General features: G+C 70.9%; 24 protein-coding genes. 11 read left to right on the plus strand and 13 right to left on the minus strand.

The features are described from left to right. The first annotated feature begins 75 nt into the window (after window positions 1-75). A complete protein-coding gene (locus ACZ63F_RS38550; protein ID WP_469718328.1) occupies window positions 76-4,254 on the plus strand; it encodes a SpoIIE family protein phosphatase in 4,179 nt (1,392 codons plus the stop codon). Then, window positions 4,251-4,550 carry an STAS domain-containing protein gene (locus tag ACZ63F_RS38555; protein ID WP_469718330.1) on the plus strand — a complete coding sequence of 100 codons (300 nt, stop codon included), beginning with the start codon at window positions 4,251-4,253 and terminating at the stop codon, window positions 4,548-4,550. The genes ACZ63F_RS38550 and ACZ63F_RS38555 overlap by 4 nt, the downstream gene beginning before the upstream one ends. Before the next feature lie 115 nt (window positions 4,551-4,665). On the opposite strand, the gene ACZ63F_RS38560 is transcribed toward ACZ63F_RS38555, so the two are convergent. Both ACZ63F_RS38560 and ACZ63F_RS38565 read right to left on the minus strand, forming a co-directional pair. Then, on the minus strand, window positions 4,666-5,097 hold the full coding sequence (locus ACZ63F_RS38560) for a response regulator (protein WP_352360095.1): 432 nt from the start codon (window positions 5,095-5,097) through the stop codon (window positions 4,666-4,668). A gap of 3 nt (window positions 5,098-5,100) precedes the next feature. After that, entirely contained in the window at window positions 5,101-5,469 is a 369-nt protein-coding gene (locus ACZ63F_RS38565) for a hypothetical protein (RefSeq protein WP_469718331.1), read from the minus strand. A gap of 126 nt (window positions 5,470-5,595) precedes the next feature. Here ACZ63F_RS38565 and ACZ63F_RS38570 point away from each other — a divergent pair, with 126 nt between their 5' ends. Then, window positions 5,596-7,173: a sensor histidine kinase gene (locus tag ACZ63F_RS38570; protein WP_469718333.1), complete on the plus strand. Its 1,578-nt coding sequence runs from the start codon at window positions 5,596-5,598 to the stop codon at window positions 7,171-7,173. Then, on the plus strand, window positions 7,170-8,381 hold the full coding sequence (locus ACZ63F_RS38575) for a PP2C family protein-serine/threonine phosphatase (RefSeq protein WP_469718334.1): 1,212 nt from the start codon (window positions 7,170-7,172) through the stop codon (window positions 8,379-8,381). The genes ACZ63F_RS38570 and ACZ63F_RS38575 overlap by 4 nt, the downstream gene beginning before the upstream one ends. Before the next feature lie 20 nt (window positions 8,382-8,401). Here ACZ63F_RS38575 and ACZ63F_RS38580 read toward each other — a convergent pair whose 3' ends face one another. Together ACZ63F_RS38580 and ACZ63F_RS38585 are read right to left on the minus strand one after the other, a co-directional pair. After that, window positions 8,402-9,238, minus strand: coding sequence for a YihY/virulence factor BrkB family protein (locus tag ACZ63F_RS38580; protein WP_469718335.1), 837 nt, complete (start codon window positions 9,236-9,238; stop codon window positions 8,402-8,404). A gap of 132 nt (window positions 9,239-9,370) precedes the next feature. Continuing rightward, window positions 9,371-9,706 carry an STAS domain-containing protein gene (locus tag ACZ63F_RS38585; RefSeq protein ID WP_469718337.1) on the minus strand — a complete coding sequence of 112 codons (336 nt, stop codon included), beginning with the start codon at window positions 9,704-9,706 and terminating at the stop codon, window positions 9,371-9,373. A 218-nt stretch (window positions 9,707-9,924) separates the two neighbouring features. On the opposite strand from ACZ63F_RS38585, the gene ACZ63F_RS38590 reads away from it, so the two are divergent. Genes ACZ63F_RS38590 through ACZ63F_RS38600 form a run of 3 tightly spaced genes read left to right on the plus strand, consistent with a single transcriptional unit; the run spans window position 9,925 to window position 13,072 of the window. Beyond that, window positions 9,925-11,592: a PP2C family protein-serine/threonine phosphatase gene (locus tag ACZ63F_RS38590; protein ID WP_469718339.1), complete on the plus strand. Its 1,668-nt coding sequence runs from the start codon at window positions 9,925-9,927 to the stop codon at window positions 11,590-11,592. After that, a complete protein-coding gene (locus ACZ63F_RS38595) occupies window positions 11,589-12,677 on the plus strand; it encodes a cobalamin B12-binding domain-containing protein (RefSeq protein ID WP_469718341.1) in 1,089 nt (362 codons plus the stop codon). Before ACZ63F_RS38590 ends, ACZ63F_RS38595 begins: the two co-directional genes overlap by 4 nt. Further along, on the plus strand, window positions 12,674-13,072 hold the full coding sequence (locus tag ACZ63F_RS38600; RefSeq protein WP_469718343.1) for an STAS domain-containing protein: 399 nt from the start codon (window positions 12,674-12,676) through the stop codon (window positions 13,070-13,072). The genes ACZ63F_RS38595 and ACZ63F_RS38600 overlap by 4 nt, the downstream gene beginning before the upstream one ends. A gap of 16 nt (window positions 13,073-13,088) precedes the next feature. Here the strand turns inward: ACZ63F_RS38600 and ACZ63F_RS38605 are convergent, their stop codons facing one another. The 3 genes from ACZ63F_RS38605 to ACZ63F_RS38615 form a co-directional block, all read right to left on the minus strand. Further along, window positions 13,089-13,538 (minus strand): ATP-binding protein, encoded by a 450-nt coding sequence (locus ACZ63F_RS38605; RefSeq protein WP_469718344.1) that lies wholly within the window; start codon window positions 13,536-13,538, stop codon window positions 13,089-13,091. Beyond that, window positions 13,538-13,897, minus strand: a complete 360-nt coding sequence (locus ACZ63F_RS38610) for an STAS domain-containing protein (protein ID WP_469718345.1) — start codon at window positions 13,895-13,897, stop codon at window positions 13,538-13,540. Before ACZ63F_RS38610 ends, ACZ63F_RS38605 begins: the two co-directional genes overlap by 1 nt. Window positions 13,898-14,146: 249 nt before the next feature. Beyond that, window positions 14,147-14,887: a hypothetical protein gene (locus tag ACZ63F_RS38615; RefSeq protein WP_469718347.1), complete on the minus strand. Its 741-nt coding sequence runs from the start codon at window positions 14,885-14,887 to the stop codon at window positions 14,147-14,149. Window positions 14,888-14,946: 59 nt separating this feature from the next. Here ACZ63F_RS38615 and ACZ63F_RS38620 point away from each other — a divergent pair, with 59 nt between their 5' ends. Next, window positions 14,947-15,582 (plus strand): TetR/AcrR family transcriptional regulator, encoded by a 636-nt coding sequence (locus ACZ63F_RS38620; protein WP_469718349.1) that lies wholly within the window; start codon window positions 14,947-14,949, stop codon window positions 15,580-15,582. Window positions 15,583-15,701: 119 nt separating this feature from the next. On the opposite strand, the gene ACZ63F_RS38625 is transcribed toward ACZ63F_RS38620, so the two are convergent. From ACZ63F_RS38625 to ACZ63F_RS38635, 3 genes are all read right to left on the minus strand, one after another. After that, window positions 15,702-16,352: a TetR/AcrR family transcriptional regulator gene (locus ACZ63F_RS38625; protein WP_469718350.1), complete on the minus strand. Its 651-nt coding sequence runs from the start codon at window positions 16,350-16,352 to the stop codon at window positions 15,702-15,704. Window positions 16,353-16,465: 113 nt separating this feature from the next. Beyond that, window positions 16,466-17,512, minus strand: a complete 1,047-nt coding sequence (locus tag ACZ63F_RS38630; protein ID WP_469718351.1) for a zinc-binding dehydrogenase — start codon at window positions 17,510-17,512, stop codon at window positions 16,466-16,468. Window positions 17,513-17,670: 158 nt separating this feature from the next. Beyond that, window positions 17,671-20,892, minus strand: coding sequence for a bifunctional cytochrome P450/NADPH--P450 reductase (locus ACZ63F_RS38635; protein ID WP_469718353.1), 3,222 nt, complete (start codon window positions 20,890-20,892; stop codon window positions 17,671-17,673). A gap of 243 nt (window positions 20,893-21,135) precedes the next feature. Between ACZ63F_RS38635 and ACZ63F_RS38640 the strand changes: the two genes are divergently transcribed. From ACZ63F_RS38640 to ACZ63F_RS38650, 3 genes are all read left to right on the plus strand, one after another. Next, the gene (locus tag ACZ63F_RS38640) at window positions 21,136-21,783 is read left to right on the plus strand and encodes a TetR/AcrR family transcriptional regulator (RefSeq protein ID WP_469718354.1); all 648 of its coding nucleotides are present in this window, start codon (window positions 21,136-21,138) and stop codon (window positions 21,781-21,783) included. Between the two features lie 454 nt (window positions 21,784-22,237). Continuing rightward, window positions 22,238-22,993, plus strand: a complete 756-nt coding sequence (locus ACZ63F_RS38645) for a hypothetical protein (RefSeq protein WP_469718355.1) — start codon at window positions 22,238-22,240, stop codon at window positions 22,991-22,993. Continuing rightward, on the plus strand, window positions 22,887-23,264 hold the full coding sequence (locus ACZ63F_RS38650; protein ID WP_469718357.1) for a peptidase inhibitor family I36 protein: 378 nt from the start codon (window positions 22,887-22,889) through the stop codon (window positions 23,262-23,264). Before ACZ63F_RS38645 ends, ACZ63F_RS38650 begins: the two co-directional genes overlap by 107 nt. A gap of 227 nt (window positions 23,265-23,491) precedes the next feature. Here ACZ63F_RS38650 and ACZ63F_RS38655 read toward each other — a convergent pair whose 3' ends face one another. The 3 genes from ACZ63F_RS38655 to ACZ63F_RS38665 all read right to left on the minus strand — a co-directional run bounded on the left by ACZ63F_RS38655 (window position 23,492) and on the right by ACZ63F_RS38665 (window position 24,830). Then, a complete protein-coding gene (locus ACZ63F_RS38655) occupies window positions 23,492-23,881 on the minus strand; it encodes an SsgA family sporulation/cell division regulator (protein ID WP_469718358.1) in 390 nt (129 codons plus the stop codon). 213 nt (window positions 23,882-24,094) lie between these two features. Beyond that, window positions 24,095-24,424, minus strand: a complete 330-nt coding sequence (locus ACZ63F_RS38660; protein ID WP_469718359.1) for an NIPSNAP family protein — start codon at window positions 24,422-24,424, stop codon at window positions 24,095-24,097. Between the two features lie 40 nt (window positions 24,425-24,464). After that, window positions 24,465-24,830 carry a hypothetical protein gene (locus ACZ63F_RS38665; RefSeq protein ID WP_469718361.1) on the minus strand — a complete coding sequence of 122 codons (366 nt, stop codon included), beginning with the start codon at window positions 24,828-24,830 and terminating at the stop codon, window positions 24,465-24,467. Window positions 24,831-24,868: the final 38 nt, after the last annotated feature.

Consider the following 24,868-nt stretch of genomic DNA (forward strand, 5'->3'; position numbering starts at 1 on the left):
TCGGAAGCTGTTCGAGTACGCGTTCGGCGACGGTGGGGCCCGGTGGAGGGCCGGCATGAGGGGAATGGGTACCGCGTGGAGCATTCGGATCAGGCGGCCGGACACAGGCCGCAGCCGGCGGCGAGGGACGGCGAGGTGTTCGCCGCCGACCACGAGGTGGGCCGGGACCTGGCGGTGGTGGACTGGGCGGCCACCCCCCTCGGCCCGCCTCGGGACTGGCCGCAGAGCCTGCAGACGGCCGTCAGCATTCTGCTGTCCTCCCGGTTCCCCATGTGGATGGCCTGGGGCGAGCAGCTGACCTTCTTCTGCAACGCCGCGTACCGGCGTGACACGCTCGGCCGCAAGTACCCATGGGCCCTGGGACGGCCCGCGAACGAGGTGTGGGCCGAGATCTGGGACGACATCGGCCCGCGCATCGAAGCTGTGCTCACCACCGGCGAGGCCACCTGGGACGAGGGCCTCCTGCTGTTCCTGGAGCGCTCCGGGTACAGCGAGGAGACGTACCACACCTTCTCCTACAGCCCGCTGCGTGACGACGCCGGCGCCGTCGTGGGCATGCTGTGCGTGGTCAGTGAGGACACCGACCGGGTGATCGGCGAGCGGCGCATGGCCACGTTGCGCGAGCTGGGCTCGGACCCGAGCGTGATCCGCACCGAGCAGGAGGTGCTGGCCTTCACCGACCGCCAACTGGGCCGCAACCAAAAGGATCTGCCCTTCACCCTCACGTATCTCTTCGACGGATCCACCGCACGGCTGGCCGGCTCGACCGGCATTCCCGCCGGCCATCCGGCCGCGCCGGGCGCCCTCCGGATCGAAGACCCCGACAGCGCGTGGCCCGTCGCGGCGCCGGCCGCGGGGGAGACGGCCCTGGTACCGCTCGCGGGCGACGCCCTCGCCGACCTGCCTGCCGGTGACTGGCCCGAACCGCCCGTCGAGGCACTCGTGGTCCCGCTGCTGCAGCAGGGCAGCGTGCCCTACGGCTTCCTGGTGGCCGCCCTCAACCGCTACCGCGTACTGGACGAGGGCTACCGTGGGTTCGTCGAGCTGACCGCCGGGCACATCGCCTCCGGCATCGGCAGCGCCCGGAGCTACGAGGCGCAGCAGCGGCGGGCCGAGGAACTGGCCGAACTGGACCGGGCCAAGACCGTCTTCTTCTCCAACATCAGCCACGAGTTCCGGACCCCGCTGACCCTGATCATGGGACCCGTCGAGGAGCTGCGGACCCGGCTCGCCGGCGCCGAGGAGCACGTACGGCAGGAACTCGACGTCGTCCACCGCAACGGTCTGCGCCTGGGCAAGCTGGTCAACACGCTGCTGGACTTCTCCCGGATCGAGGCCGGCCGCATGCAGGCCCGCTACGAACCGGTGGACCTGGCCGTGGTCACCGCGGAGTTGGCCAGCGTCTTCCGCTCGGCGATGGAGAAGGCCGGGCTCACCTTCGACGTGGACTGCCCGCCCCTGGCGGAGCCGGTGTACGTCGATCGCGGCATGTGGGAGAAGGTGGTGCTCAATCTGCTGAGCAACGCGCTGAAGTTCACCTTCGCCGGTTCGGTCCGTGTCCGCGTGCGCCGGGACGGCACGGATGCCGTGGTCACCGTCACCGACACCGGTATCGGTGTCCCGGACACGGAGACGCCCCGGCTGTTCGAGCGTTTCCACCGCATCGAGAACGCCCGCTCCCGCTCGAACGAGGGCAGCGGCATCGGGCTGGCCCTGGTGCAGGAGCTCGTCGGTCTGCACGGCGGGACCATCACGGCCGCCAGCCGGGAAGGAGAAGGCACCACCTTCACCGTCCGGCTGCCGCTCGGGAACGCCCATCTGCCCCCGGAGGCGGTGGTGTCCGAAGCGGGCGGCACGTCGGCCTCGGCCACCGCCGACCCGTACGTCCAGGAGGCGCTGCGCTGGCTGCCGGAAAGCGGCACCGGCACCGCGGGCGGCAGCTCGGGAGTGAGATCCGAGGTGGACGCCGTCGCGACCGGCTCCGGACCCGCAGCCGGTGCCCGGGTGCTGGTGGCGGACGACAACGCCGACATGCGCGATTACCTCGCCCGCGTCCTCGTCCAGGCGGGTTACGAGGTCACCACCGTCACCGACGGGGTGGAAGCCCTCCGCTCCGTCCGCCGGGACATGCACGACCTTGTGGTCAGTGACGTGATGATGCCCCGGCTGGGCGGGCTCGAGCTGGTGGCGAGGCTGCGCGGTGACACGCGTACCGCCTCGGTGCCGGTGCTGCTGCTGTCGGCCCGGGCAGGGCAGGAGGCGTCGATCGAGGGGTTGCGGGCAGGCGCCGACGACTACCTGGTCAAACCGTTCGCCGCCGCGGAGCTGCTGGCCCGGGTGCGCGCGAACGTCGAACTGGCCCGGCTGCGCGGCCATCACGTCCGGTGGCGGACGGCGCTCATCGACTCCCTCCAGGAGGCGTTCTTCGTCTGCGACGAGTCCGGCGCCGTCGTGGAGATCAACACCGCCTTCACCGACATCCTCGGCTACGGCCCCGAGGAGCTGCCGTACACGCCGTCGCAGCCGTGGTGGCCGGACGCCGCCACCGACCCCGAGGCGCACCGTCGGGTCAGGGACGCCTTCGCCGGTCTGCTGGCACGGGACCAGGGCTCCCATACCGTTCCTGTGACCCATCGCGACGGTCACCGCCTGTGGGTGACCGTCACCTACAACAAGGCCCAGGACCCCGACACCGGGCGCCGGGTCACCGTCGGCACCTTCCGTGACGTCACCGCGGAGCACTACGCGGTCCGGCGCGAGACGGCACTGGCCGCGCTGAGCACGACGCTCTCCCGAGCCGCCAGTATGCCCGAGGCGCTGTCGGGTGCCCTCGCCGAACTGAGGGCCCTGTGGCGCGCGCGGACCGCGGTGGCCGCCGTGTTCGAGCGCGGGGACGTACCGGTGCTCACGGCCACGGAGGCGGAACTGGGGTGGGAGGACCTGCCCGCCGAGCGCCGGGACGCACTCGTGGCACTGTGCCGCCGGGCACCGCTGACGCCGGTCGCCGCGGACAGCGGTGCCGGGATCCTGTTGGAGCACCCCGACGGCCCCCTGGCCCTGTGGATCGATCTGGGCGAACACCGGCCCTTCACCCCCGAGGACCAGTTCCTGCTCTCGCTGCTGGCCGGGCACCTGACCCAGGGCCTGGTACGGGCGCACCAGATCGACCAGCAGCGCCAGACCGCGATCGCACTGCAACGCGCCATCCTGGGACCGGCCCGGCTCCCCGCCGGATTCGCCGTGCGCTACGAACCCGCGACCCGCCCGCTGGAGGTGGGAGGCGACTGGTACGACACCGTGGCGCTGGCTGACGGGCGGATCGGCATCGTCGTCGGCGACTGCGTCGGGCGGGGGCTGGAGGCGGCCAGCGTCATGGGGCAGTTGCGCAGCGCCTGCCGCGCGCTGATGCTGCAGGACCCCAGCCCGTCCCGGACGCTGACGGCCCTCGACCAGTTCGCCGCGAGTGTTCCAGGGGCCCTGTGCACCACCGTCTTCTGCGGGGTCCTCGATCCGGGCACGGGCGAGCTGACGTACTCCAGCGCCGGACACCCGCCGGGCATCGTCGCACACCCCGACGGCGCCACCCGGCTGCTGGAGGAAGGGCGTTCCCTGCCCCTGGCCGTGCGGCCGGGCAGAAAACGCCCGGAGGCGGCGTACACCCTGCCCGCGCGGGCCACTCTGCTGCTGTACACCGACGGACTCGTGGAACGCCGCAGACGCCCGCTCAGCGCCGGGATCGACCAGGCCGGCGAAGCCGTGCAGAACGGTCGCGCCCTGCCCGTCGACGACCTCGCCACCGAGGTGATGTCACGGCTCGCGCCCCCCGGCGGTTACGACGACGACGTGGCGCTGCTGCTCTACCGGCATCCGGCGCCGCTGGAGATGTCCTTCCCCGCCGAGTCGGCTCAACTGGCGCCGGTCCGCAAGGCGTTGCGCAGCTGGCTCGCGGGGTGCGATCTTCCTCCGAACACCGTGCAGAACGTCCTGGTCGCCGTGGGGGAGGCGTGCGCCAACGCCATCGAGCACGGCCATCGGCACAACCCCGGTGAGGCCGTGCGGCTGCGCGCCGAAGCGCTCGTGGACGATGTGCGGCTGACGGTCGCCGACAGCGGCCGGTGGAAGGTTCCCCAACCGGAGGAGAACGCCCACCGCGGCCGTGGCGTGGCCCTCATGCGGGCCATGATGCAGCACGTCACCATCACCCCCGGCCCGTCCGGCACCACCGTCGACATGCAGATGAGGATCGCCCGATGACCACCCCGCTCACTTTGACCTCCGGGCGGCACCCGGACGGCACTGCCTGTCTCACCGTCAGCGGCGAGATCGACATGAGCAACGCCGGCTCCCTGGACGATGCCCTCGTCGGCAGGCCGGGGCCGCTCGTCCTGGACCTGACCGCGGTGGAATACCTCGACAGCGCCGGCCTGAGCGTGCTCTTCGCCCACGCCGAACGGCTGCAACTCGTCGTCACTGCACTGCTGGAGCCAGTGCTCACCGTCTCGGGCCTCGCCGATCTGGTCACGGTGCACCGTCCCGGCCCCGACGACTGAGGAGCACGGGCCGACGCGACCGGGACCGACGTGTGCGTGACGGGCGCACGCCGCCTGCCCTGGACATCATGAACCTCGCGCAGGTGCGCAGGCGTCGGACGTCCGCCGCGCTGTGCTACTTCCTGGGGGGCTTGACGGCGATGTCGAGGTAGAAGGCGTCGATGCTGCGGACGGCCGCCTCGAACTCCTCGAGGTTGACGGGCTTGGTGACGTAGGCGTTGGCGTGGTGGTGGTAGGCGCCGGTGACGTCGTCGGGGGCGGCGGACGTGGTCAGGACGACGACCGGGATGGTGCGGAGTTCGGCGTCCTCCTTGACCACGGCGAGGAACTCGCGCCCGTTCATGCGTGGCATGTTCAGGTCGAGCACGATGAGGTCGGGGCGTGCGTTGTCCGGGTCGCGCAGGTAGTCGAGCGCCTCGACGCCGTCGGAGACCTGGGTGAGGTTGCGGGTACCGCGTTCGGTGAGGGCGTCCTGGATGAGCATCGCGTCGGCGATGTCGTCCTCGACCAGCAGGACGTCGTACGGGCGGGTTGCGGCGGCAGCCATGATTCAGGTGCTCCGGTGCGGGGGGTGAGGGGTCGGGTGGGTTGTGCTGTTGGTGAGCAGGCCGGGCCAGCGGCGCCTTGCTCCCTGCCGGCTCATGCTGACTGCCTGGCCGATCTCGGGGTACCCGGCTCCGCTCTCGGCGGCGGCGTGCGCGGCCTGGTCCTCCAGGTGCCGGACCGCCTGCTTGACGTCGGTGAGGACCCGCAGGCGCAGCAGAGCGTATCTGCGGGACTCGCGGGCCCCGTCGGTGAGTTCCGCCGGCGGGTGGGCGCTCTCCGGTGCAAGGCGCCGGGTGACGTCGTCCACCAGCCGGGCCACGAGCGCGGCCGTATCCTCGCCCGGGCGGCGGGGAGCGGGAGACGGATCAGGCATGGCGCCACTGTACTGCCCAAGCACAGCACCGGACAACATATGTTGTCGACACGCGGGTACAGTGTGCTTGCCGCCCGCCACCGCACCGCGGCCAGGACCGCCGGTCGAAGGAGAGAAGCCACCACGATGACAAGCAAGCCGTCGGATTCCCCGGGCGTGTTCGCCGGTTGGACGACCCGTCGCTGGCTGCGCGTGGGGGTGACCGGCGCGCTCGTCGTCCTGACGGTGCTGGGATCCCTGGGCGGCTGGGCCATGTGGCGCACGTCGCAGATCACGGCTTCGCTGGTCGACCGGCGCACCCCGGCACTGGTCGCCTCCATCCGTCTCGAATCGGCTCTGGTCAACCAGGAGACCGGCATCCGCGGCTACGGCGTGTCAGGCCGGCGGGACTTCCTTCAGCCCTACACCCAGGGCGTGGCCGACGAACAGACGGCACTCGAGCTCCTGCGGCCCGTGCTCAGCGGCGACACCCGAGCGCTCGCCGACCTGGCCGAGGTCGAGAGGGACGCCGACGCCTGGCAGAAACGCATAGGCAGGCCCGTCGCGGCGGCTCCTCCCGCGCAGGCCGCGCAGATCGCCGAAGCGCGGGCCGACGAGGGCAAGGCGGACTTCGACGCACTGCGGCGGGCGATGGCACGCCAGCAGGCTCGCCTGCAGGACGGGCGGGTTGCGGCGACGCGTGAGCTGCGCGCGGCGGTGAACCTGCGGAACTGGGTGTTCTCCGTCATCGGCGTGGTCATCGTCCTGGTCGCGGTGCTCGTCTTCGAGGCCCTGCGCCGGGGCGTCACCGGCCCGCTCGGCCGGCTGGGTTCGGCCGCGCGCGATGTCGCGCAGGGCCGTTTCGACCGTTCCCTCGTCGGTACCGGCCCCGCCGACCTGCGCCGACTGGCTGCCGACGTGGACTCCATGCGCCTGCGGCTGGTGGAGGAGCTGCGCTTCAGCGAAGGGGCCCGCAGGCTGCTGGACGAGCAGGCCGAGGACCTGAAGCGGTCGAACACCGAGCTGGAGCAGTTCGCCTACGTCGCCTCCCACGACCTGCAGGAGCCCCTGCGTAAGGTGTCCAGCTTCACCCAGCTGCTGCAACGGCGCTACGGCGGACAGCTGGACGCGAAGGCCGATCAGTACATCGCCTTCGCCGTCGACGGTGCCAACCGCATGCAGATCCTCATCAACGACCTGCTGGCCTTCTCCCGGGTCGGCCGTGTCCACAACGAGCAGCAGACCGTGGACCTGGAGGACGTGTTCGCCAGGGCGCTGGACGACCTCAGCGTGAGCGTCGAGGAGACCGGTGCGGCCGTCACCCACGACCCCCTGCCCACCGTCGTCGGCGACCGGACCCAGCTGGGCATGCTGTGGCAGAACCTGCTGTCCAACGCGGTCAAGTTCCGCAGCCCCGACCGGCCGCCGCGGATCCACGTCGGCGCCGTGTGCGACGAGGGGGCGTGGGAGTTCACGGTCACCGACAACGGCATCGGCATCGCGCCGGAGTTCCGGGAGAAGGTCTTCGTCCTCTTCCAGCGGCTGCACACCAAGGACGCCTACCCGGGTACCGGAATCGGCCTCGCGATGTGCAAGAAGATCGTGGAGTTCCACGGCGGCACGATCAGGATCGACCCGGACTACCGGCTCGGCACCCGCGTCGTCCTCACCCTCCCCGCCCTCCCGGCCGCGACGGCGGCCCCGGACAGAGAGACGCAGCCGTGACCGCTCCAGCCGCAGGCCACGACGAGCAGTACGCCCTGCTTCTGGTGGAGGACGACGACGGGGACGCCCTCCTGGTCGAGGAACTCCTCCACGACACCGACCTGCCGCACTCCGTGAAACGGTGCCGCACGGCCGCCGACGCGCGCCGGGCGCTGGAATCGGGGCCCGTGGACTGCGTCCTGCTCGATCTCCACCTGCCGGACGCCGCGGGGGTGGAGACGGTGCACGCGATCCAGTCGGACACACACGCCGCCATCATCGTGCTGACCGGACTGGACGAGGCCCGCACGGGCGTCGACGCCCTGGCCGCCGGCGCCCAGGACTACCTGGTCAAGGGCAAGGTCGACGCGGAACTGATGCAGCGGGCCGTCCGCTACGCCGTCCAGCGCAAGCAGGCCGAACGCGCCAACGCCGCCCTGCAGATCGGCCGCCTGCGCGCGGAGGAGAACGCACGCCTGGAACGCGGGCTGCTGCCCGAACCACTGCTGTCCACCACCGCTGTCACCGTCTCCAGCCGCTACTACCCCGGGCGGGCCCAGGCGTTGCTGGGGGGCGACTTCCTCGACGTCGTCCAGACCGACGACGGCCAGGTGCACGCCGTCGTCGGCGACGTCAGCGGCCACGGCCCCGATGCCGCCGCCCTCGGCGTCTGCCTCCGCATCGCCTGGCGCGCACTCACCCTCGGCGGCCACCGCGACCAGGAGCTGCTCCACCTGCTGGAACAGATACACATCGCCGAGCGCGCGGGCAGCGACCTGTTCACCACCTGCGCCCTGATCACCCTGGACCCGGCGGCCGCCACGCTCACCCTGCACCTGGCCGGGCATCACGAACCCCTCGTCACCACCCCCGACGGCACCCGGCAGGTCAGCGCCGCCCACGGCATCGCACTCGGTATCGCACCCGGACTGGGCCACTGGCCCGCCACCACACTGGCCCTGCCCGCCGAAGGCGCGCTCCTCGCCTACACCGACGGTCTCATCGAGGGCTTCGCCGACGCCACCGGCGCCAGGCTCGGCGTGGACGGCCTGGTGCGCATCATCGACACCCTGCGCGCGTCCGATCCCGGTACCCACCTCGACGAACTCGTCGCCCGCACCCGGGCGCTCAACGCGGACCGCCACACCGACGACCTCGCCGTGCTCCGCCTGGACTGGAAGACGGGGGCGTCCGGCCGTACCGCCGGCGTCGGGCGTACCCGGTCGTAGCCGTGCAACGGGGCGGCACGTCATTTCGCCAGTTCCGCGTTGAACTGAGCGCCGATCAGCAGGGCCAGGTTGGACAGCCAGAGCCAGATCAGGAAGACGACGACGCCGGCGAGCGACCCGTACAGACGGTGATACGTACCGACGTGAGAGGTGTAGACGGCGAACGCGAGCGAGACGGCCAGCAGGAGGACCACCGCCAACGTCCCGCCCGGCGCCATCTTCCCGACCGGGCGGGACGGCTCGGGGCCCGAGCGGTACAGGATCAGCACCAGGACGACGGCGACCGCGGCCATGACGGGCCATCTCAGAGCGTCCCAGGCGGCCTGCGGTCCGGTACCCAGGTGCAGCGCCCGGCTCAGGCGCCGGGTCAGGGCGCCGGTGAGGAACAACGCGAGGACGGACGTGAGGAGCAGGCCGATCAGAACGAGTGCCGTGGCGAGGATGCGCGGAGCGGTCCGCCAGACCGGCCGGTTCGCACTGACCCGGTGCATGGCGTGCAGCGCCCGGCGGAAGACGGCCAGATAGCTGCATCCCGACCACAGCGCTCCGGTCCCGCCGAGGAAGATCAGCGTCCACGCCGCCGACGACTGTCCGGCCATCTGCCGCAGGGCGCTGCGCAGCAGAGCACGGGAGGCCACCGGCGCGGCCTGCGACATCCGGTCGATGACCTCCGGCTTGGCCGTGGGAATGGTCAGACCCACGATCGAGAGGATCACCAGCAGAACCGGAAACAGCGCCAGGACCGCGTAGTACGTCAGAGCGGCGGCCCAGTCCGTGACGTCGTCGTTCCAGACGGCCAGGGGTGTCCGGCGCAGTGCTGCCCACCAGCGCGCCGTGCGACCGTCCGTGTCGTCCATGGGCGGATGCCCTCACCTTCTGCTGCTCGCCCCCGGTGCCGAGCCCACAGACCGACTACCCGCTCTGTCGTGCGGCATGTGTGCAGCGACGGCCTGCCCAGCGAGGCCCGGCATGCGGTGAGCCGGAAGCCTTCAGGACCCCTGCTTGTCGCCGGCGGCCGTGCCAGGAGTGATGGTGATGGCGGTGTGCAGTCCCAGACGGGTCAGCAGGGAGAACAGGTGCTCGTTGACCTCCGACAGCGTCAGTGAGCCGCCGGCGGCGTCCAGGCGCTGGTACCAGACGACGATCGCGCTGACGCCGGTGGAGTCCAGGTAGAGGGTGCGGGAGCAGTCCAGTGTCAGGTGCCGGCAGCCTTCGTCGATCATGCGGTCGCCCAACGCCCGCAGGCCGGGCGTGCTGTGGAGATCCACGTCTTCCGGCAGCTCTGCGACGACTCGGTCTCCGGCCCGCTCGGTAACACGCAGCACCGCCGTCACCTCCGGTTCCCTCGGCGGAATGTCGGCCGCCGAACCTGTCGGCGACGTCTCGTGGCCCCCTCTACCAGGTTAGTGGTCCCCATGCCGGGCGACCGCCACTGCCGCCTGGCCTGCTTGCAACCTCGGGCCCCATACGGGACTGTTGCCGTAAGACATCTGTTTCCCAGGACAGGAAGGTGGTGAGGTACGCGCCGTGCGTGCCTCCGTTTGTGACTGCTTCCCCCGGTATCTCCGCCCGTCCGCCCGATGCCGGCCACCTGGTCGGTGCGACGTGGACTGAGGCCCCCTACCCCGTTCTTGTCGTCGACAGGCACGGCGGCATCGTCGAGATCAATGCGTCGGCCCGGGCACTTCTCCCCGGAGCGGCGAGCGGCGACCGGTTGCGCGAGCACGTCCCGGCCTGGCTCGCCGGTGCTCACCAGCGCATCAGCGACGGAGCGCGCGACGGTTCCGCCGGTCCGCTCAGCGGACCGATCAAGGGGCGCCACTACGAAGCGCATCCCACCGCTGCCGGCGCCGGACAGGTGGTGTGGTGGCTGGTCGACGACACCGACCGCCGCCTCGCCGAGACCGCGCTGAGCGACGCGCGGACGCGGACGGAGATCCTCTCGGACGTCTCCAGCACACTGCTGTCCACCCTGAACGTGTCCCGTTGCATGGAGGTGACCGCGTCCCTGGCCGCGGAACACCTCGCCGACGCCGCCGTCCTCGTCGCTCCGCCGCAGGGGCGGCGGTATCCGCTGACCTACGCCCACCGGGGCGGCGCCACCGGCCAGGTCGCGCGGCAGGTCGATGTCGCCGGCGTGCCGGGGCTGGCCGAGGCGCTCCAGGGCTTCCCGCCCGTACCGGCCCGCTGGATGGACCCCTCCGACCTGCCCGACTGGGTCGTCCCGGACGGGTTCGCCGGACCTGTGGGATCCGTGATCGTCGCTCCGCTCCCCGGCCACGGCGTGCCCGCCGGAGCCCTGGTGCTGCTGCGCTCCAGCGTCGAGCAGCGCTTCACCGACGGGGAGGAGGTCTTCGCACGCCTCTTCGCCGCCCGCGCCGGCGCGGCCCTGTCCGCTGCCCGCCTCTACGGCGAACAGGCCACCGTGACCGCCACCCTGATGCGTGAACTGCTGCCCCCTCGGCTGAGCAGCGTGCACGGGGTGGACTACGCCGGCGGCTACCGTGCCGCGAAGGACCACGAGCGCGTCGGCGGGGACTTCTACGACGTCCACCCGGGTTCCGACCCGTCCCAGGACACCTTCGTCGTCCTGGGAGACGTCGCGGGCAAGGGGCTGGACGCGGCGGTGCTCACCGGCAAGATCCGGAACACGCTGCACGCGCTGCTGCCGCTCACCGACGACCATCAGCGGGTGCTCAACCTGCTCAACGGCGCCCTGCTCACCTCCCACCACACCCGCTTCGCCACCCTGGTGCTCGCGTCCGTCCGCCGCCGCGGCACCCGCGCCCTGGCCCGGCTGACCAGCGCCGGACATCTGCCCCCGCTGATCGTTCGCGCCGACGGCACGGTGGAAGAGGCAGCCACGCACGGCAGCCTGGTCGGTGCCCTGCCGACGGTCACGGCCCACACGGTGGAGACGACGCTGGCGCCGGGAGAGACATGCTTCCTCTACACCGACGGCATCACCGAAGCTCGCGGCGGCCCGCTTGGCGACGAGTTCTTCGGTGAGCACCGCTTGCAGCGCGCGCTGTCCGAATGCGCGGGTCTGCCGGCGGAAGCGGTGGTGGAACGGGTGCAGATGCTGGCCTCCCAGTGGATCGGCGGAGGCCGGCACGACGACATGGCCACCGTCGCCGTCAGCGTTCCCAGGGCAGGTCCCCTGACCGTCCTCAACGGAACGGGCGCGCGAAGCGGCAGGAGGAACACGTGAGCCCCTCGGACGCGACGGCACAGCTGTCGGACCGGCTGTGGCAGGCGGTCGCCGACGGCGACGAACACAGAGCCGCCGGCCTCGTCCACCAGGCAGCGGCCGACGGCGTGGACGAGGAGAGGCTGCTGCTTGACGTGATCGCGCCCGTCCAGGAGAAGGTCGGCCTCGAATGGGCCGCCGACCGCATCACCGTGGCTCAGGAGCACGCCGCCACCGCCATCAACGAGCGGATCGTCGCCTCGCTCGCACACCGTCGGCCGGCGCCCGAACCCCGCACTCCCCGCAGGGGCCGGGTGACGGTCAGCTGCATCGACGGTGAATGGCACGCCTTCCCGGCCCGGCTCGTCACCGAGGTCCTCGTCCTGCGCGGCTGGCAGGTCGACTACCTCGGCGCCCAGACCCCCACGCCGCATCTGGTGGCGCACCTGCACCACACCGACCCCGATGCCGTCCTGCTGTCCGGCTCCATCCCCACCCACCTGCCGGCCGCCCACGCCGCCATCACCGCCTGTCAGGCCATAGGCGTCCCCGTCCTCGCCGGCGGCCGCGCCTTCGGCAGGGACGGCCGTCACGCCCGGGCGCTGGGCGCCGACCAGTGGGCGGCCGACGCCCGCGGGGCGGCCGCCGTGCTGCAAGGGCGCCTCGAGCGGCCCGGGCCGGCCACGATCCGTCAGGTGGCGGACGACCTGCCGCACTTGGCCGACCAGGAATACACGATGGTCGTCATGTCCCGCCCGCGGCTCGTCAAGCAGACCCTGGCCGACCTCGAAAGCCGCTTTCCGGCCATGCGCGCCTACACCGACGCGCAGCGCGAGCGCACCGCGGAGGACATCGCCCACATCGTCGACTTCCTGGCCACCGCCCTCTACGTCGACGACCCCGATGTCTTCACCGAGTTTCTCAGCTGGACAGCCGACGTCCTCGAAGCCAGGCACGTGCCCGCCCACTCCGTGGTGACCGGCCTCGATGCCCTTGCCGACCAGCTGCGCGAGTTCCCCCGCACCGTCGGCCTGCTCCGCTCGGGCAGAGCCGCCCTGTGCGGGGACCCCACCCGTCCTGTCCCCGACCCCGACATCCACGCATGACCGATATGCCTTCCCCCGAATTCACCGTCACCGTCTTCCGCGAGTCCACCACCCTGAGCGTGTGGGTGGGCGGCGAGCTTGACTACGACACGAGCGACGGCCTGGTCGACATGGTTGCCCAGCACCTCACAGCCGAGTCCGTGGGGCTCAGCGACGTACGTCTGGACTTCCGCGACCTGACCTGGATCGACTCCACGGGCCTGTCAGCCCTGCTGATGATCCACCGGCGGGCCGCCGCCGTCGGCGCGACTCTGCACCTGGACAGCCGGCCGGACTTCCTGGACCGCATGCTCCACCTCACCAACGTGCTGGACCACCTCACCGCGCCCACAAGCCGCGTGGACCCGCACGAGCATCGGGAGGACGACGGTTACACCGGTGCGGGCGCCACGTGAGGCGGTCCCGGAGCGGTCAGTCCGCTGATCGGTGCAGGCGGAGGTGGGCGACGACCTGCTTGCCGGTACCCGGATCGACGGTGTACAGCCGGTCGCAGAGCCGGGTGATCAGGCGGAGGCCGTGTCCGCCGACGCGCCGGGGATCGGGTGGCTGCGGACGCGGTGGGTCAGGGGAGCTGTCGCGCACCGTGATCCGCAGTTCGGCTCCGTCGGGCGTGACCTCCAGCAGGAGAGCGCCCGGGCCGGGTGCGTGACGGACGGCGTTGGTGACGAGCTCGCTGACGACGAGCTGGGCGTCCTGACTCGCCCGCTGGTCGGGGCGGTGCCCTGCCTGGGCCAGCAGGGTGCGCACGGCGTGCCGGGCATCTGCGATCAGGCCTTCGGTGCGGTCCCAGACCGAGCTGTACTGCCACGGTGCCGGGGGCACCGGGCGGTCCGGCGACTCCTTGCCGAGCGGGGTGACCATCACCGTGATCCCGTGGTTGTGCCGTGCCCGCCCGTGTCGGCGATCGTGAAGTGGCTGATCGCCCCGCTGAGGGTCAGCAGCCGGCTGACCGTCGCGGGAAGGGGGCCGAGGAGAACGAGTTGCCGGCCGCCGGACACGTGTCGGCGCCTGGCGTCCAGAAGAGCGTTGAGGAGCATGCTGTCGGCGAAGGTGACCTGGGACAGGTCGATGGCCGTGGTGGGCAGTGCGGCGTGATCGGCCGCATCCCAGGCCGCCTCGAACTCCTCGGTGTCCTCGTGGTCCGTCTCACCGCGCACCGTGATCACGAAGACCTGCTCATGGCGGGTGAGGTGCACCTTCTGCGCGGGAGCTGCATGCATGACGACATCCTCACACCGTCGGGCGTGAGCCCACCAGCCGCGTCGGTGGCGGGCCGGCAGTAAGTCTTGTCACACCGTGACGGGCGGCCGGCGGGCGGGGTGCGCGAGTCCCGGGGCGGTTGCCCTGCCGCCGCAGCGGAGAGCGTGGCGAAGGCCGCGGAGGGCGTGGTGTGTTGACCGGCGAGGTGGGACGGCCGCTCGGGTGTGGGCCCCAACGCTCCGACGCCGTCGCGTCGATGCCGTGCTGCGTCAGCGGTTCGTGCCGGCGTCGTCATCGTCGTTCGAAGAGCGCGGCGTCCCGTGGCCCGGAGTGGAGTCGTCCCCTTGTTTTTCCAGCAGTTCGAGGAGCGCGGCATCCGCCCTCTTCCGGTCTTCCTTCGTCAGCTCGGTCGGTGCGTTGTTGTAGACGGTGTAGTGATCCGGATCGGTGATGTTGGCGGCCCGCAGCGTGAACGTCAGCAGGCGGCGCCACCCCGTGCGGTGGCCCACCCTCGCTTGCAACTGGACCTGGTAGTCACGGGCTTCCGGCATGAACCCGGAAAACGGTGCCTCGAACTCGATGACGAGTTGGTGCGCCTCCCTGCCGGGCACGACGAATCCGGCCGGCAGCTTCGCGTCCTCGTCCGGTCCCGGCTGGAGGCGGGACGGTGAGCACACCCACAGCAACGGCAGGTGGGAAGCGGGTTCGTGGGGGAAGGTCAGGAGAAGGTCCTGTACGACTATCGGCTTGGGGCCGGTGTTGTGCAGGACGAGCGGGAGCCGCAGGCGGGCCGTGGAAGAGTGGATGATCGCTGCGAAGGCGTGGGGCTCCCACGTCTTCAGACGCCCTTGCCTGGCGTTGAGCCACCAGAACGACCCGACGGTGAAGAGCAGTGCGCAGACCGACACCACGCCGGCGCCCGTGAGTGATGAGGACGCGGCCTGATCGGTCGCAGTCATCAACGGAACCACAGATTCAGTGTGCCAGCCCCGGCGTGGGCTCGCGCCCACAGAAATGATGGAATCATCAGTTGTGTGCCGGTCATCTGCACGGTCGTTAGACTCGTCGTATGCCGACGTCAGCCCCGCCCAGGAACCGCTTCGAACGGCGCCGCGCCGAGACCCGTCAGGCGCTGATCCGTGCGGCCCGGCAGATCCTCGCGGAGACCGGGGACACCAGCGCCAGCATCCAGGCCATCGCCGAGCGCGCGGACGTCGGCTTCGGCTCGTTCTACAACCACTTCGAGTCCAAGGCGGAGCTGTTCGACGCCGCGGTGGCAGACGCCCTGGAGGAGTTCGGCCAGGTGATCGACGAGCTTGTGGAAGGCATCGACGACCCGGCCGAACTCGTCGCCGCGGGTTTCCGGCTCGCCGCCCGGATGGCGGACTCCCACCCCGAGCTCATGCGGATCCTGCGCGATCGCGGCCTGGCCCACATCCACTCCGAGCGAGGCCTGTCCCCGCGAGCCCTCCGTGATCTGGAACGCGGCATCGCCTCGGGCCGCTTCACCGGCACCGACCCGACCACGGCGCTGTCCGCTCTGGGCGGGACCCTGCTGTCCCTGGTGGCGCTGCGGCTGGCCCGCCCCGACCTCGACGGTGACGAGGCCGCCTCCGACCTGGCCGCGATGGTCCTGCGCATGCTGGGCCTCCCCCCGGACGATGCGCACGAGGTCACCCGGCGCCCGCTGCCCGACATCGGCTGAGCGCGGACCCAGGTCCACGGCCCCTGTCGCGCCCGTGCCCCGGGGCGACCACATGGACCGTGCACCGCATCGCCGGGGCCGCTCGCCCACCGCGGTCAGGCAGCGCTCCGGTCATGGCGTCACCGCGGCACGGCAACCAGGTGCTCACGCAACACGGTTCGAACCCGGCGCGACGCGACCTGAGGTGCCACGCCGGCGGCGACGAGGAACGCGGTCGCCGCGGCCTCACCCGTGGGATCCGCCCACGTGGCGGCGGCGTTCTCCGCGGCGAGGGCCAGCATCAGCGCCTCCAGCGCCTGGGTGAGGACAGGCGCGGGGACATGGTCCGCGAACACGCCTTCGTGCTGGCCCCGCCGTATGGCCGCGACGGCCTCCGCGCGGGCCGGTGCCAAGGTGGCGCGGATCGTCTCCTCTCCCAGGTGGCGTCGGCCCAGTGAGATGAGCATGCGGTACTGGTCGCCGACCGCCCATGCCGCCAGGGCCATCCGCGTCATCGTCTCCAGCGGATCGGTCCCTGGAACACGGGCCGCGGTGAACGCCTCGTGCAGCGCCTGGGCTGCTTCCTGCGTCAACTCGGCGATCAGTGCTCGCCGGTTGGAGAAGTGTCCGTAGAAGGTGCGTCGTGCGATGCCGGCTGCCAGGGCGATGCTGTCGAGACTCGCGTCGGGGTCGTCCCGCAGTTTCCGCCGAGCGGCCGCGAGAATGCGTCGCCGGTTCGACCGGGCGTCGCTGCGCCGCGGAGTGCGGCCCGGGGGATCGGTCGTCTGCATGGTTCCGTCTCCACGAGTGATGACTGCGGGACAGCCGTGGGCGCCGGTGCGCCCTCACGCACCGGCGCCCGGTCACCCCTGCCCAGGGTGGTCTGTGGTCCTGCTGACGGGCGTCACGGGACGAGGATGAGGCGGATCGGGTCGCCGATCTTGTTCTCGAGACGGCTGACCGCGTCGGCCGCGTCGACGAGCGGGATGTGGTCCGTGATGGACGGGGCCAGGTCGAGGCGGCCGGCCGCGCTCAGCCGCACCAGCTCCGAGACGGACTCGGGGGAGCCGCCGTAGTGGCCGCGCACCTGCTTCTGCAGGTAGTTGAAGGTCAGGCCCTCGCTGATGGTGAGCGGCCTGGGCGTGATTCCCACCAGGATGAGGGAGCCGCCCTGACCGAGCACGGCGGCGGCCTGCTCACGGACGGCCGGCACGCCCGCGCAGTCGAAGGCGTAGTCCAGCCCCCGGCCGTCGGTGGCCGCGCGGACCTGGTCGGCGAAGTCGGGCGCGGCCGGGTCCAGGGCGAAGTCCGCGCCGAAGGCGAGGGCGCGCTCGCGGGCGCTGGGCAGCGGATCGACGGCGATGATCGGTGCGGCACCGACCAGCCGGGCGAGGCGCACGTTGTGCGCGCCGACTCCGCCCACGCCCCACACACCGACGGACTGGGCCGGACGAACACCGGCGGTGGCGACGACGGCCGCGTACGGGGTGGAGACCGCGTCGGGGATGATCGCGGCCTGGTCGAAGGGCAGGCTGTCCGGGATGGGGATGAGGGTGTCCTCGCGGGCGACGACGTACTCGGCCCAGCCGCCGTCGTAGTCGATTCCGGCGGTCAGCATCCGGGTGCAGGGACGGTGGCGCACGCATCCGGCGCACGCGCCGCAGGTCTTGCCGGCCTCCAGGGTGACGCGGGTGCCGACGGGCAGGCCGCGCCTGAGGCCGGGACCGAGGGTGTGGACCACACCGGAGACCTCGTGGCCGACGGTGACGGTGTCGGATGTGGCGAACAGGGGGACGAGGGAGCCGTCGATCAGGTGGACGTCCGACAGGCAGACGCCCGCGGCCTTCACCTCGATGAGGACCTCGCCCGGGCCGGGTACCGGGACGGGGACCTCTTCCACGGCGAACTTCTTGCTGTCCAGGTGGAAGCGTCCGGCGAGCATGGTGTCCATGAGGATCTGCTTTCGGTGAGCGGCACCGGCCGCCTGCTGCGGGCGGGTGCCATGTGGTGTTCGGATGGCCGGTGGTGGCCGGGAGGCGTACGGCCGGCAGCGGGGGTGCCGCACGCCTCCCGGCGGCTGGAGCTCGCACGCCTGGCGGCGTGCGACGGTCAGGCGAAGACGTCCTGCTGGTAGCGCTCGTCCGCCTCCAGCTGGGCGAGCCACTGCTGGGCGGCCTCGTCGTCGCCGCCGGTCTTCTGGCGGTGGATCGCGGCGAGTGCCTCGCGGACGGCGGGTGCCATGCGGCGGCCGTCACCGCAGACGTAGACGTACGCGCCGTCCTGGATGGCCTGCCACACCGTGTCGGCCGCATGGGCGATCGCGTTCTGCACGAAGCGCGCCGGGTGGCCGGTCACCGCGGAGAAGGCGGTGTGCACCTGGGCGATCCCGGCCCGCTCCCAGTCCTGCATCTCCTGGCGGTAGAAGTAGTCGTGCTCCGGGTGGCGGCAGCCGACGAACACCTGCGACAGGCCCACCTGGGTGCCGTTCGCGTGCTGGGTCGCCCGCTCCTCCAGGAACCCGCGCAGCGGCGCGATGCCGGTGCCGGGGCCGATCAGGATCAGCGGCGTGGCGGGGTCGGCGGGCGGGGCGAACGTCGGGGAGGGCACGCGGACGTAGCCGTAGACGACGTCCCCGGGCTTCAGGCCCGCGATGTAGGCGGAGCAGGTGCCGCGGTACTGGCCGTCGCCGGACAGGGCCGGTCCCTCCAGGAGGCCGACGGTCAGGCGCACATGGCGCGGGTTGGCGGACGGGGCGGAGGAGATGGAGTAGAAACGCGGGCGGATGGGGCCCGTCATCTCCAGGAACACCGCCAGCGGCAGCTCGACGGCCGGGAAGCGCTCCAGCAGGCCCAGCACCGAGACGCGCTTGCCGAGGATCTCCTTGCTGTAGCGCTCCTCGGCCTCCGGGGTGTCGGCGGTGTACGCCTGGAGCTGCGGCCGGGTCCACGGGCAGTCGGTGTGCTCGGCCAGCGTCTGGATCTGGGAGCGGGTGGCCACGTCCTGCAGCTCCAGGAACTCGGTGAGCAGGATGCCGGCGGTGACCGGGGTGCCGACCGGCAGGTGGGTGCGGCCACCGGCCGGCTGGTCGAGCCGGAGCACCTGGTCGTAGTCGACGCCGAGCCGCCTCAGCGCGCGCTCCACCAGGGCGAGTTCGTTCTTGGCGAAGACGGCCAGGTGGTTGCCGGTGTCGTAGGTGACGCTCTCGGGCAGCTCGAAGGTGATGGACTTCGCGGACGGGCGCGGCGGCTCGATGGCGAAGTCCCACAGTCCGGTCGCGTCGGCCACCAGCTCCTCGTTGGCCACCACCGTGAGCGGGTACGCCTGCTCGGAGACGATCGCGGGACGCACGTCGGACTCGGTGAGCAGCTGGACCTGGTAGCGGGGGCCGCTGGCCTGGGAGGTGTCGGCGGCGTACTCCTCGGCCAGGGTGGCCCACAGGTTGTCCGTCCACCGCGTGGCCATGCCGTCGAAGTCACCGGCGGCGTCCGCGATGCCGCGTTCGACGACGGGGGTGGCGCCGGCGGCCAGCAGACCTTCCTCGATCCGCTTGGGGAACGCCTGGTAGGTGGCCACCCACTGGGTGTTGCCCGCGCCCAGCAGCGCGTACCGCACGTTCGCCAGCGAGCCCTCGGGCAGCCCGGCGGCGAGCAGGTCGTCGAAGCGCTGGGCGTTGTCGGGGGCCTTGCCGTTGTAGCTGGCGGCGACGACGGCGAGCAGGCCCTCGGAGGGCAGGTTGTCACCCAGTTCGTCCAGGCTGACGAGGGTGGTGCCGAAGCCGGAGCGCTCGCCGCGGTCGGCGATGGTGCGGGCCAGGTCCTCGCACGAGCCGAGGCTGGAGCCGTAGGCGACGGTCAGGTTCACCCCGACACCGCTGACCGCAGCCTGCGCCTGCGTGTCGCCGGTCTGCACGTCCGCGGCGCCGAAGACGGTCCGCTCGTGTTCCCGGCGGCGACGGACGATGAGCTCGAAGTTGCCGGGCTTGCGCGTCAGCGCCTCCCGGGGGTCCATCTTGTAGTCGGTGGTGTCGGAGAACTTGAACTTCTGCAGCACCAGCGCGAGGGCCAGGCGGGCCTCGGTGAGCGCGAACTGGCGGCCGATGCAGGCGCGTATGCCGTTGCCGAACGGCTTGTAGGCGTGCGGGTGCTGCTTGACCCGGTTCTCCGGCAGCCAGCGGTCGATGTCGAACTCGTCCGGCCGCTCCCACGCCTTGGGGTGGGTGTGCAGCGGGCCCTCGAGGATGAGGACCTTCGCACCCTTCTTCAGCTCGTAGTGGCCGCCGATGACGGTGTCCTCCCGCGCCGTCTTGCCGAACGACGGGATGGGAGCCCACAGGCGCAGGGTCTCGTCCAGGATCCGCGGGATGACGTCCAGCTGCATGATCGTGTCGTAGTCCGGGACGGTGTCGCCGGGCAGCAGGCGGTCCACCTCGGCGTAGGCCTGGGCCAGCACGTGCGGGTTGCGCATCAGCGAGTACGTGGCGAACGACAGCAGACCACTGGTGGTCTCGTGCCCGGCGATCAGGAACGTCAGCACCTGGTCGCGGACGTTGTCGTCGTACAGCCGCTTGCCGGTCTCCGGGTCGGTGGCTTCCAGCATCAGGCCGAGCAGGTCCTCCTCACCGCCGCCCTTCCCCTCGCGGCGCTCCTTGATCACGCTCTCGACCAGCTCCTGCATCAGCTGGACGTTCTCGGCGTACCTCCTGGCATCGGCCTTGCGGAGCTTGGTCATCACCGGCAGCTCCTGCGAGCGCCGCAGCGACTCCACCAGCGCGCCCAGCAGCGCGTTGAGGAAGGGGTGCAGTTCCTCCTTCGCGAAGGAGTCGAACCGGTAGCCGAACCCCGACAGGGCGATGGTGTCCAGCGTCAGCCGGGTGTAGTCGTCGGTGATGTTGACCGACTGCCCCTCCTTGCGCTCCCACTTGCCCGCCAGGTTCTGGGCGATCTCCAGCATCTGCCCGAAGTAGGCCTTCATGGCCCGCTGGCTGAACGCCGGCAGGAGGATCCGGTGGGCCATGCCCCACTCCTCCTCGTGCTGGTGGGCCGTGAACAGGCCCGCGCCCGCGAAGTCCCGGACGTGCTGCAGCGGCGTCTTCTCGATCTGCTTGAAGAACCGCGTCTCGTCGGAGACCTCGGCCACCAGGTCCGGGTCGTAGACGAAAAGCTGCTCGATACCGGCGATGTCCAAGCCGTAGATGCCCTCGGGGAACTGCTTGGACAGCTCGGCGAAGTACTCGACCGGGTTGGTGTCGGGGATCTGCGGCGTGTTGCCGAGCAGGGGGATCCCGCGCGGGGACCGGATGGGGCGAAGGTCGTTCGCGGGGTGCGTGGTCATGGCTTGCTCCTCTGCGTGGAGGGGGATGGGCAAGGGCGCGCTGCTCGGATCGATGCCGCGGTGTCACAGAAACATACGCCGTATGGAATTGGTACCGTACGACGTATGGAAATGGGAAGCAAGTCTGATCGCCCCGGTGGGCGCTGTGATTCAGGTCGCTTCCGTACGGCGTACGAAACTGATACCGTACGAGGTATGGAAAATAAGGTGAGGCGTCCCCCGCGGGGAACGAGGAAGAGGGACGTGCCTCTGACCGAGGCCGGGATCTACGCCGCCGCCCTGCGGCTGATCGACGCGGACGGCGTCGAGGCGCTCACCATGCGCAAACTCGCCACCGAGCTCGATGCGAACCCGATGTCGCTGTACCACCACGTGCCGAACAAGGAAGCGGTGCTGCGCGGCGTGACACGCATGGTCGGCGCCCAGTTCCGCACCGTGACGCTCGAGGACGCTCCCTGGCAGGAGCGCATCCGCCTGCTCGCAACAGATTTCCGGACCCTGGCGCACCGTCACCCCGAACTGATGGCCTACTCGTTCAGCCACCAGCCGGACTTCATCCAGCCCGACGACCCGTTCTGGATCGCGCTCACCGCGATCGTGGAGGCTGCCGGGGTTCCGCGCTCAGAGGTCTCGGAGATCGCGGCGCTGATGGTCGCCGTCGTCATCGGTGTCCTCGCCGCCGAGCTCAACGGCGCGCTCCACCAGTGGTCGACCCTCAAGCCCCCCGGCTTTGACGACACCGAAGACGGTGAGGCAGCTGACTCTGCGGGCAGCGCCCCTGAAGGCCCTGATCAGGACCACATGTTCCGCCTCGTGATGGACACGCTGATCACGGGTCTGGAAGGCCGGCTCACCGGCGATCGTGACGGCCGGGACACCGGCGGCCTTTGAGCAACACCTGCTGAGGCGCTTCGTTCCGGGCACCGGTCCGTGAGCCGCGTCCGCAGCCGGGCGATCCCAGGCTGCGACATGCGGGAGCCACCCCCCCGTCACGTCGAGGACCCGCGCGGCGGGGTGGCTCCACAGCCTCTGCACGGCAGCCGTCCGCCACCGTCACCTGGCGGGACCTCACCACCCGCAATGCCCGCAGCTTGTTCGACACCGGCGCAGGGTGACCGCCCGCCCTGAAGGAACGGTCGTGAGCACGTCGGTCTGACGACCGCGGGCGTCACAGCAGCACCGCGGTCCCAGCCTGCGGACGGCGTTTCGATCTGGTCCGGCTCGATGCCCTGAACGGCCTGTCCGACGGACGCTCACGGGCATGCAGGTATCGGCCCATCCCAGGGAACCCACCAGGCTCAGCCCAACGGCGTGCCCTCGGCTGTGGTTGATCGTTTGAACTGGTGTGACGATCACTGCTGCTCGGGCGCAGGCGGTGGGCTGGATGACGGCCGGTGCCGTGCTGGCGACGGTCCTTGCCGGAGGCTGCGCAGCGGAGTCAAGGCCGACGCTGCCGGCCTCGGAGCAGGGCCGCAGCGACCTGATCAAGGCCGCCCAGCAGGTGCTCGTGGACCGGTGCATGACGACCCGTGGCGCCGCCGGACCTCCCCCGGACGAGAAGGCGCTCTTCGGTACCGGCCCGGCTCAGCTGTCGCTCACCCTCGCCACCGGCTATACCGTCCGCACGCACACGGACGGCTGCCTGGCCCAGGCACAGCGTTTCCTCTACGGCGACCAGGCCCGCTGGTTCCGCGCTGAGGTCACCGTCAACAATCTGCGCCCCGTGGCAGAGGCCCGGCTCGGCAAAGATCCCGGATACCGGGCGGCACTCGCTCGCCGGGCCGCCTGCCCCGACAAGGACACCCGCTGTGTACGTGCCAGCGGCCTGGACGAACTGCGGGCCCGGCTGGAGCCTGCCCGGCTCGCTGAGGTCCGTGCCGCGCACCGCGAAGAGATCACCACCTACCACCAGCTGCGCGACCGCGCACTGCACCGCGCGGCCGGCCTGCTGGCGGCCCAGCCGACCCCCCCCACCGGAAAGGCCCCGACCCCTCATGACGAAAGACAGGCTGCTCGCTGTCACCGCCGCAGCATTGCTCCTCCTCGCAGGCGGCCTCGCCGCAGCCGGCCCGGCAGGTGCAGCCAACTGCCCGAGCGGTGAATTCTGCGCCTGGACGGACCCCGACTTCCAAGGCCAGCGCACCGACTGGTCCGGGGACGACGACAACTGGGAGGCCGCGATCGCTGATGCGGACTCCTCCTGGGCCAACCACGCGGTTTCCGGCCCGGGCATCAAGGACCACGTCCAGGTCTACGAGAACCCCGGCCAGGCAGGTCGCGCGACGGTCTGCCTCGGCCCCGGCCAAGAGGTCGCCTCCGACTCCGGGGGCAACGACAGGGGCGGTTCCCACAAGTGGGTCATGGAGTGCTGAATCCATACGCACAGGCCACCGGTCCCCGCCGGATGCAGCCCGTTGGGTGACCGCTGGTCAAGGACGGTCCGGCGGTTGACGCCCAGGCGGGGGACGCGAATGGTCCAGGACCGGAACCAACTGGGGCGCGTCACCCGCCTGTCCGGGCGGGACCAGGATGGCCGGCGGACGGCATCCGCCGTCGCTCAGCTGGTCTCACCGGGGCGGGTCGGCCGCGGAGACAGGACTCACCCTTCGGCGAGGAGGTGCGCCAGCAAGCGGTCGAAGTCGCTGTGGCCGAGCTCGGCCCCCCGCGGAACCACTGCCTCCGTTTCCTGCAGGAACGCCTTGAACTCCCGTGCTGGGGCCTTGAGGAGGGCCGTACCGGACGGCGGGTTGAGAAGGATGTACACGTCGCGGCAGCCCTCCTCGCCGGTGGGCCATATGCGAATGTCTCCCTCGCCGGCGGGGCCCTCCAGGCCGTCGATCAGCAAATCGCGTCCGATGATCCATTCCACCGGCTCGTCGCTGTCGACGCCGGTGCTGAATGCGGCATGGACCACATAGGGATCACTCGGCTCGTACCGCAGATTCATGAGCACGGGCAAGGACGTTCCATGCACGCCGACGAGCTTCACAGGTAGCCCCTGGATCACAGTTCTCGATGACTTCATCGGGTCTTACTCCTGGTGCTTCGATTCATCCGGGGAGGGCGATCGGAAACGCTGTCGTCTGATTCAAAGGGGCTGCACAGAAAAACGGTTACTGCGAACTCCCGGTGGCTCCGGCGGAGTGGGCCGCGGCGTTCTTCGCCGGCCCTTCTGGCCGCCTGACTCGTCGCAGGCCGACCGTCAGCGCAGGGGGGAGTTCACGGTGGGCGTCAGGAGGGTCTCGTCGAGGCCGACGATCTGGCTGATGTCGAAGCCCTCCATGTCCGCGCGGAATTCAGGACTCGACAGGTATGCCTCCAGTCGTTCCCGCACGTCGTCGGCGTCCCTGTAGGAAACGAGGGCGTAGAGCCGGGGGGTCTCGTTTCCGGGCGCCGCGGGCACCGTCCAGACGCCGTGTGTGGTGATCCGGTGCTTGGCCATACCGGGAATGTGCTGGGCCCAGATCTTCTCGTAGGCGGAGAGCACGTCGGAGCTGCCCAGGGTGTAGACGCGAAGCTGGTATTGGGACATGACACTGGTTCCTTTGCTTCTGAGCATGGATGGTCGGCGGTCAGCCTTGGGGGTGGAGGTGTGCCAGTTCGGCATCCCAGGACGTCCGGCCGTGTCCCTCGCCCTCCCAGCGGTAGAAGTGACCATCGCGGTAGGAGAGACCGTCGCAGTCGTGCCGGGTCGAATCGGTGCCGTGGTGGTCCTGGTGCCAGCCACGGGTCTCGTCGCAGGAGTAGCCCCGCTCAAGCAGGTAGCCGACACCGTGGTCCCAGCTGTAATCAGCGGCCACGGCCCCGCCGCTCGGGTGCTGGGCGTGCGTGGACGCAAGGGGCGCGGCCGAAGCGGCGCCACCGGAACCGAGGACGGCGGCACCGGCGACCGCGACGGAGGAGACAGTGAGGGCGATGCGCTTCGCGAGCTTGTTCATGATCTTTCCTTCCCGAGGGGGCGATCTGCGCCGGCGGC

This window comes from Streptomyces sp. NPDC104761 (genome assembly GCF_055583445.1).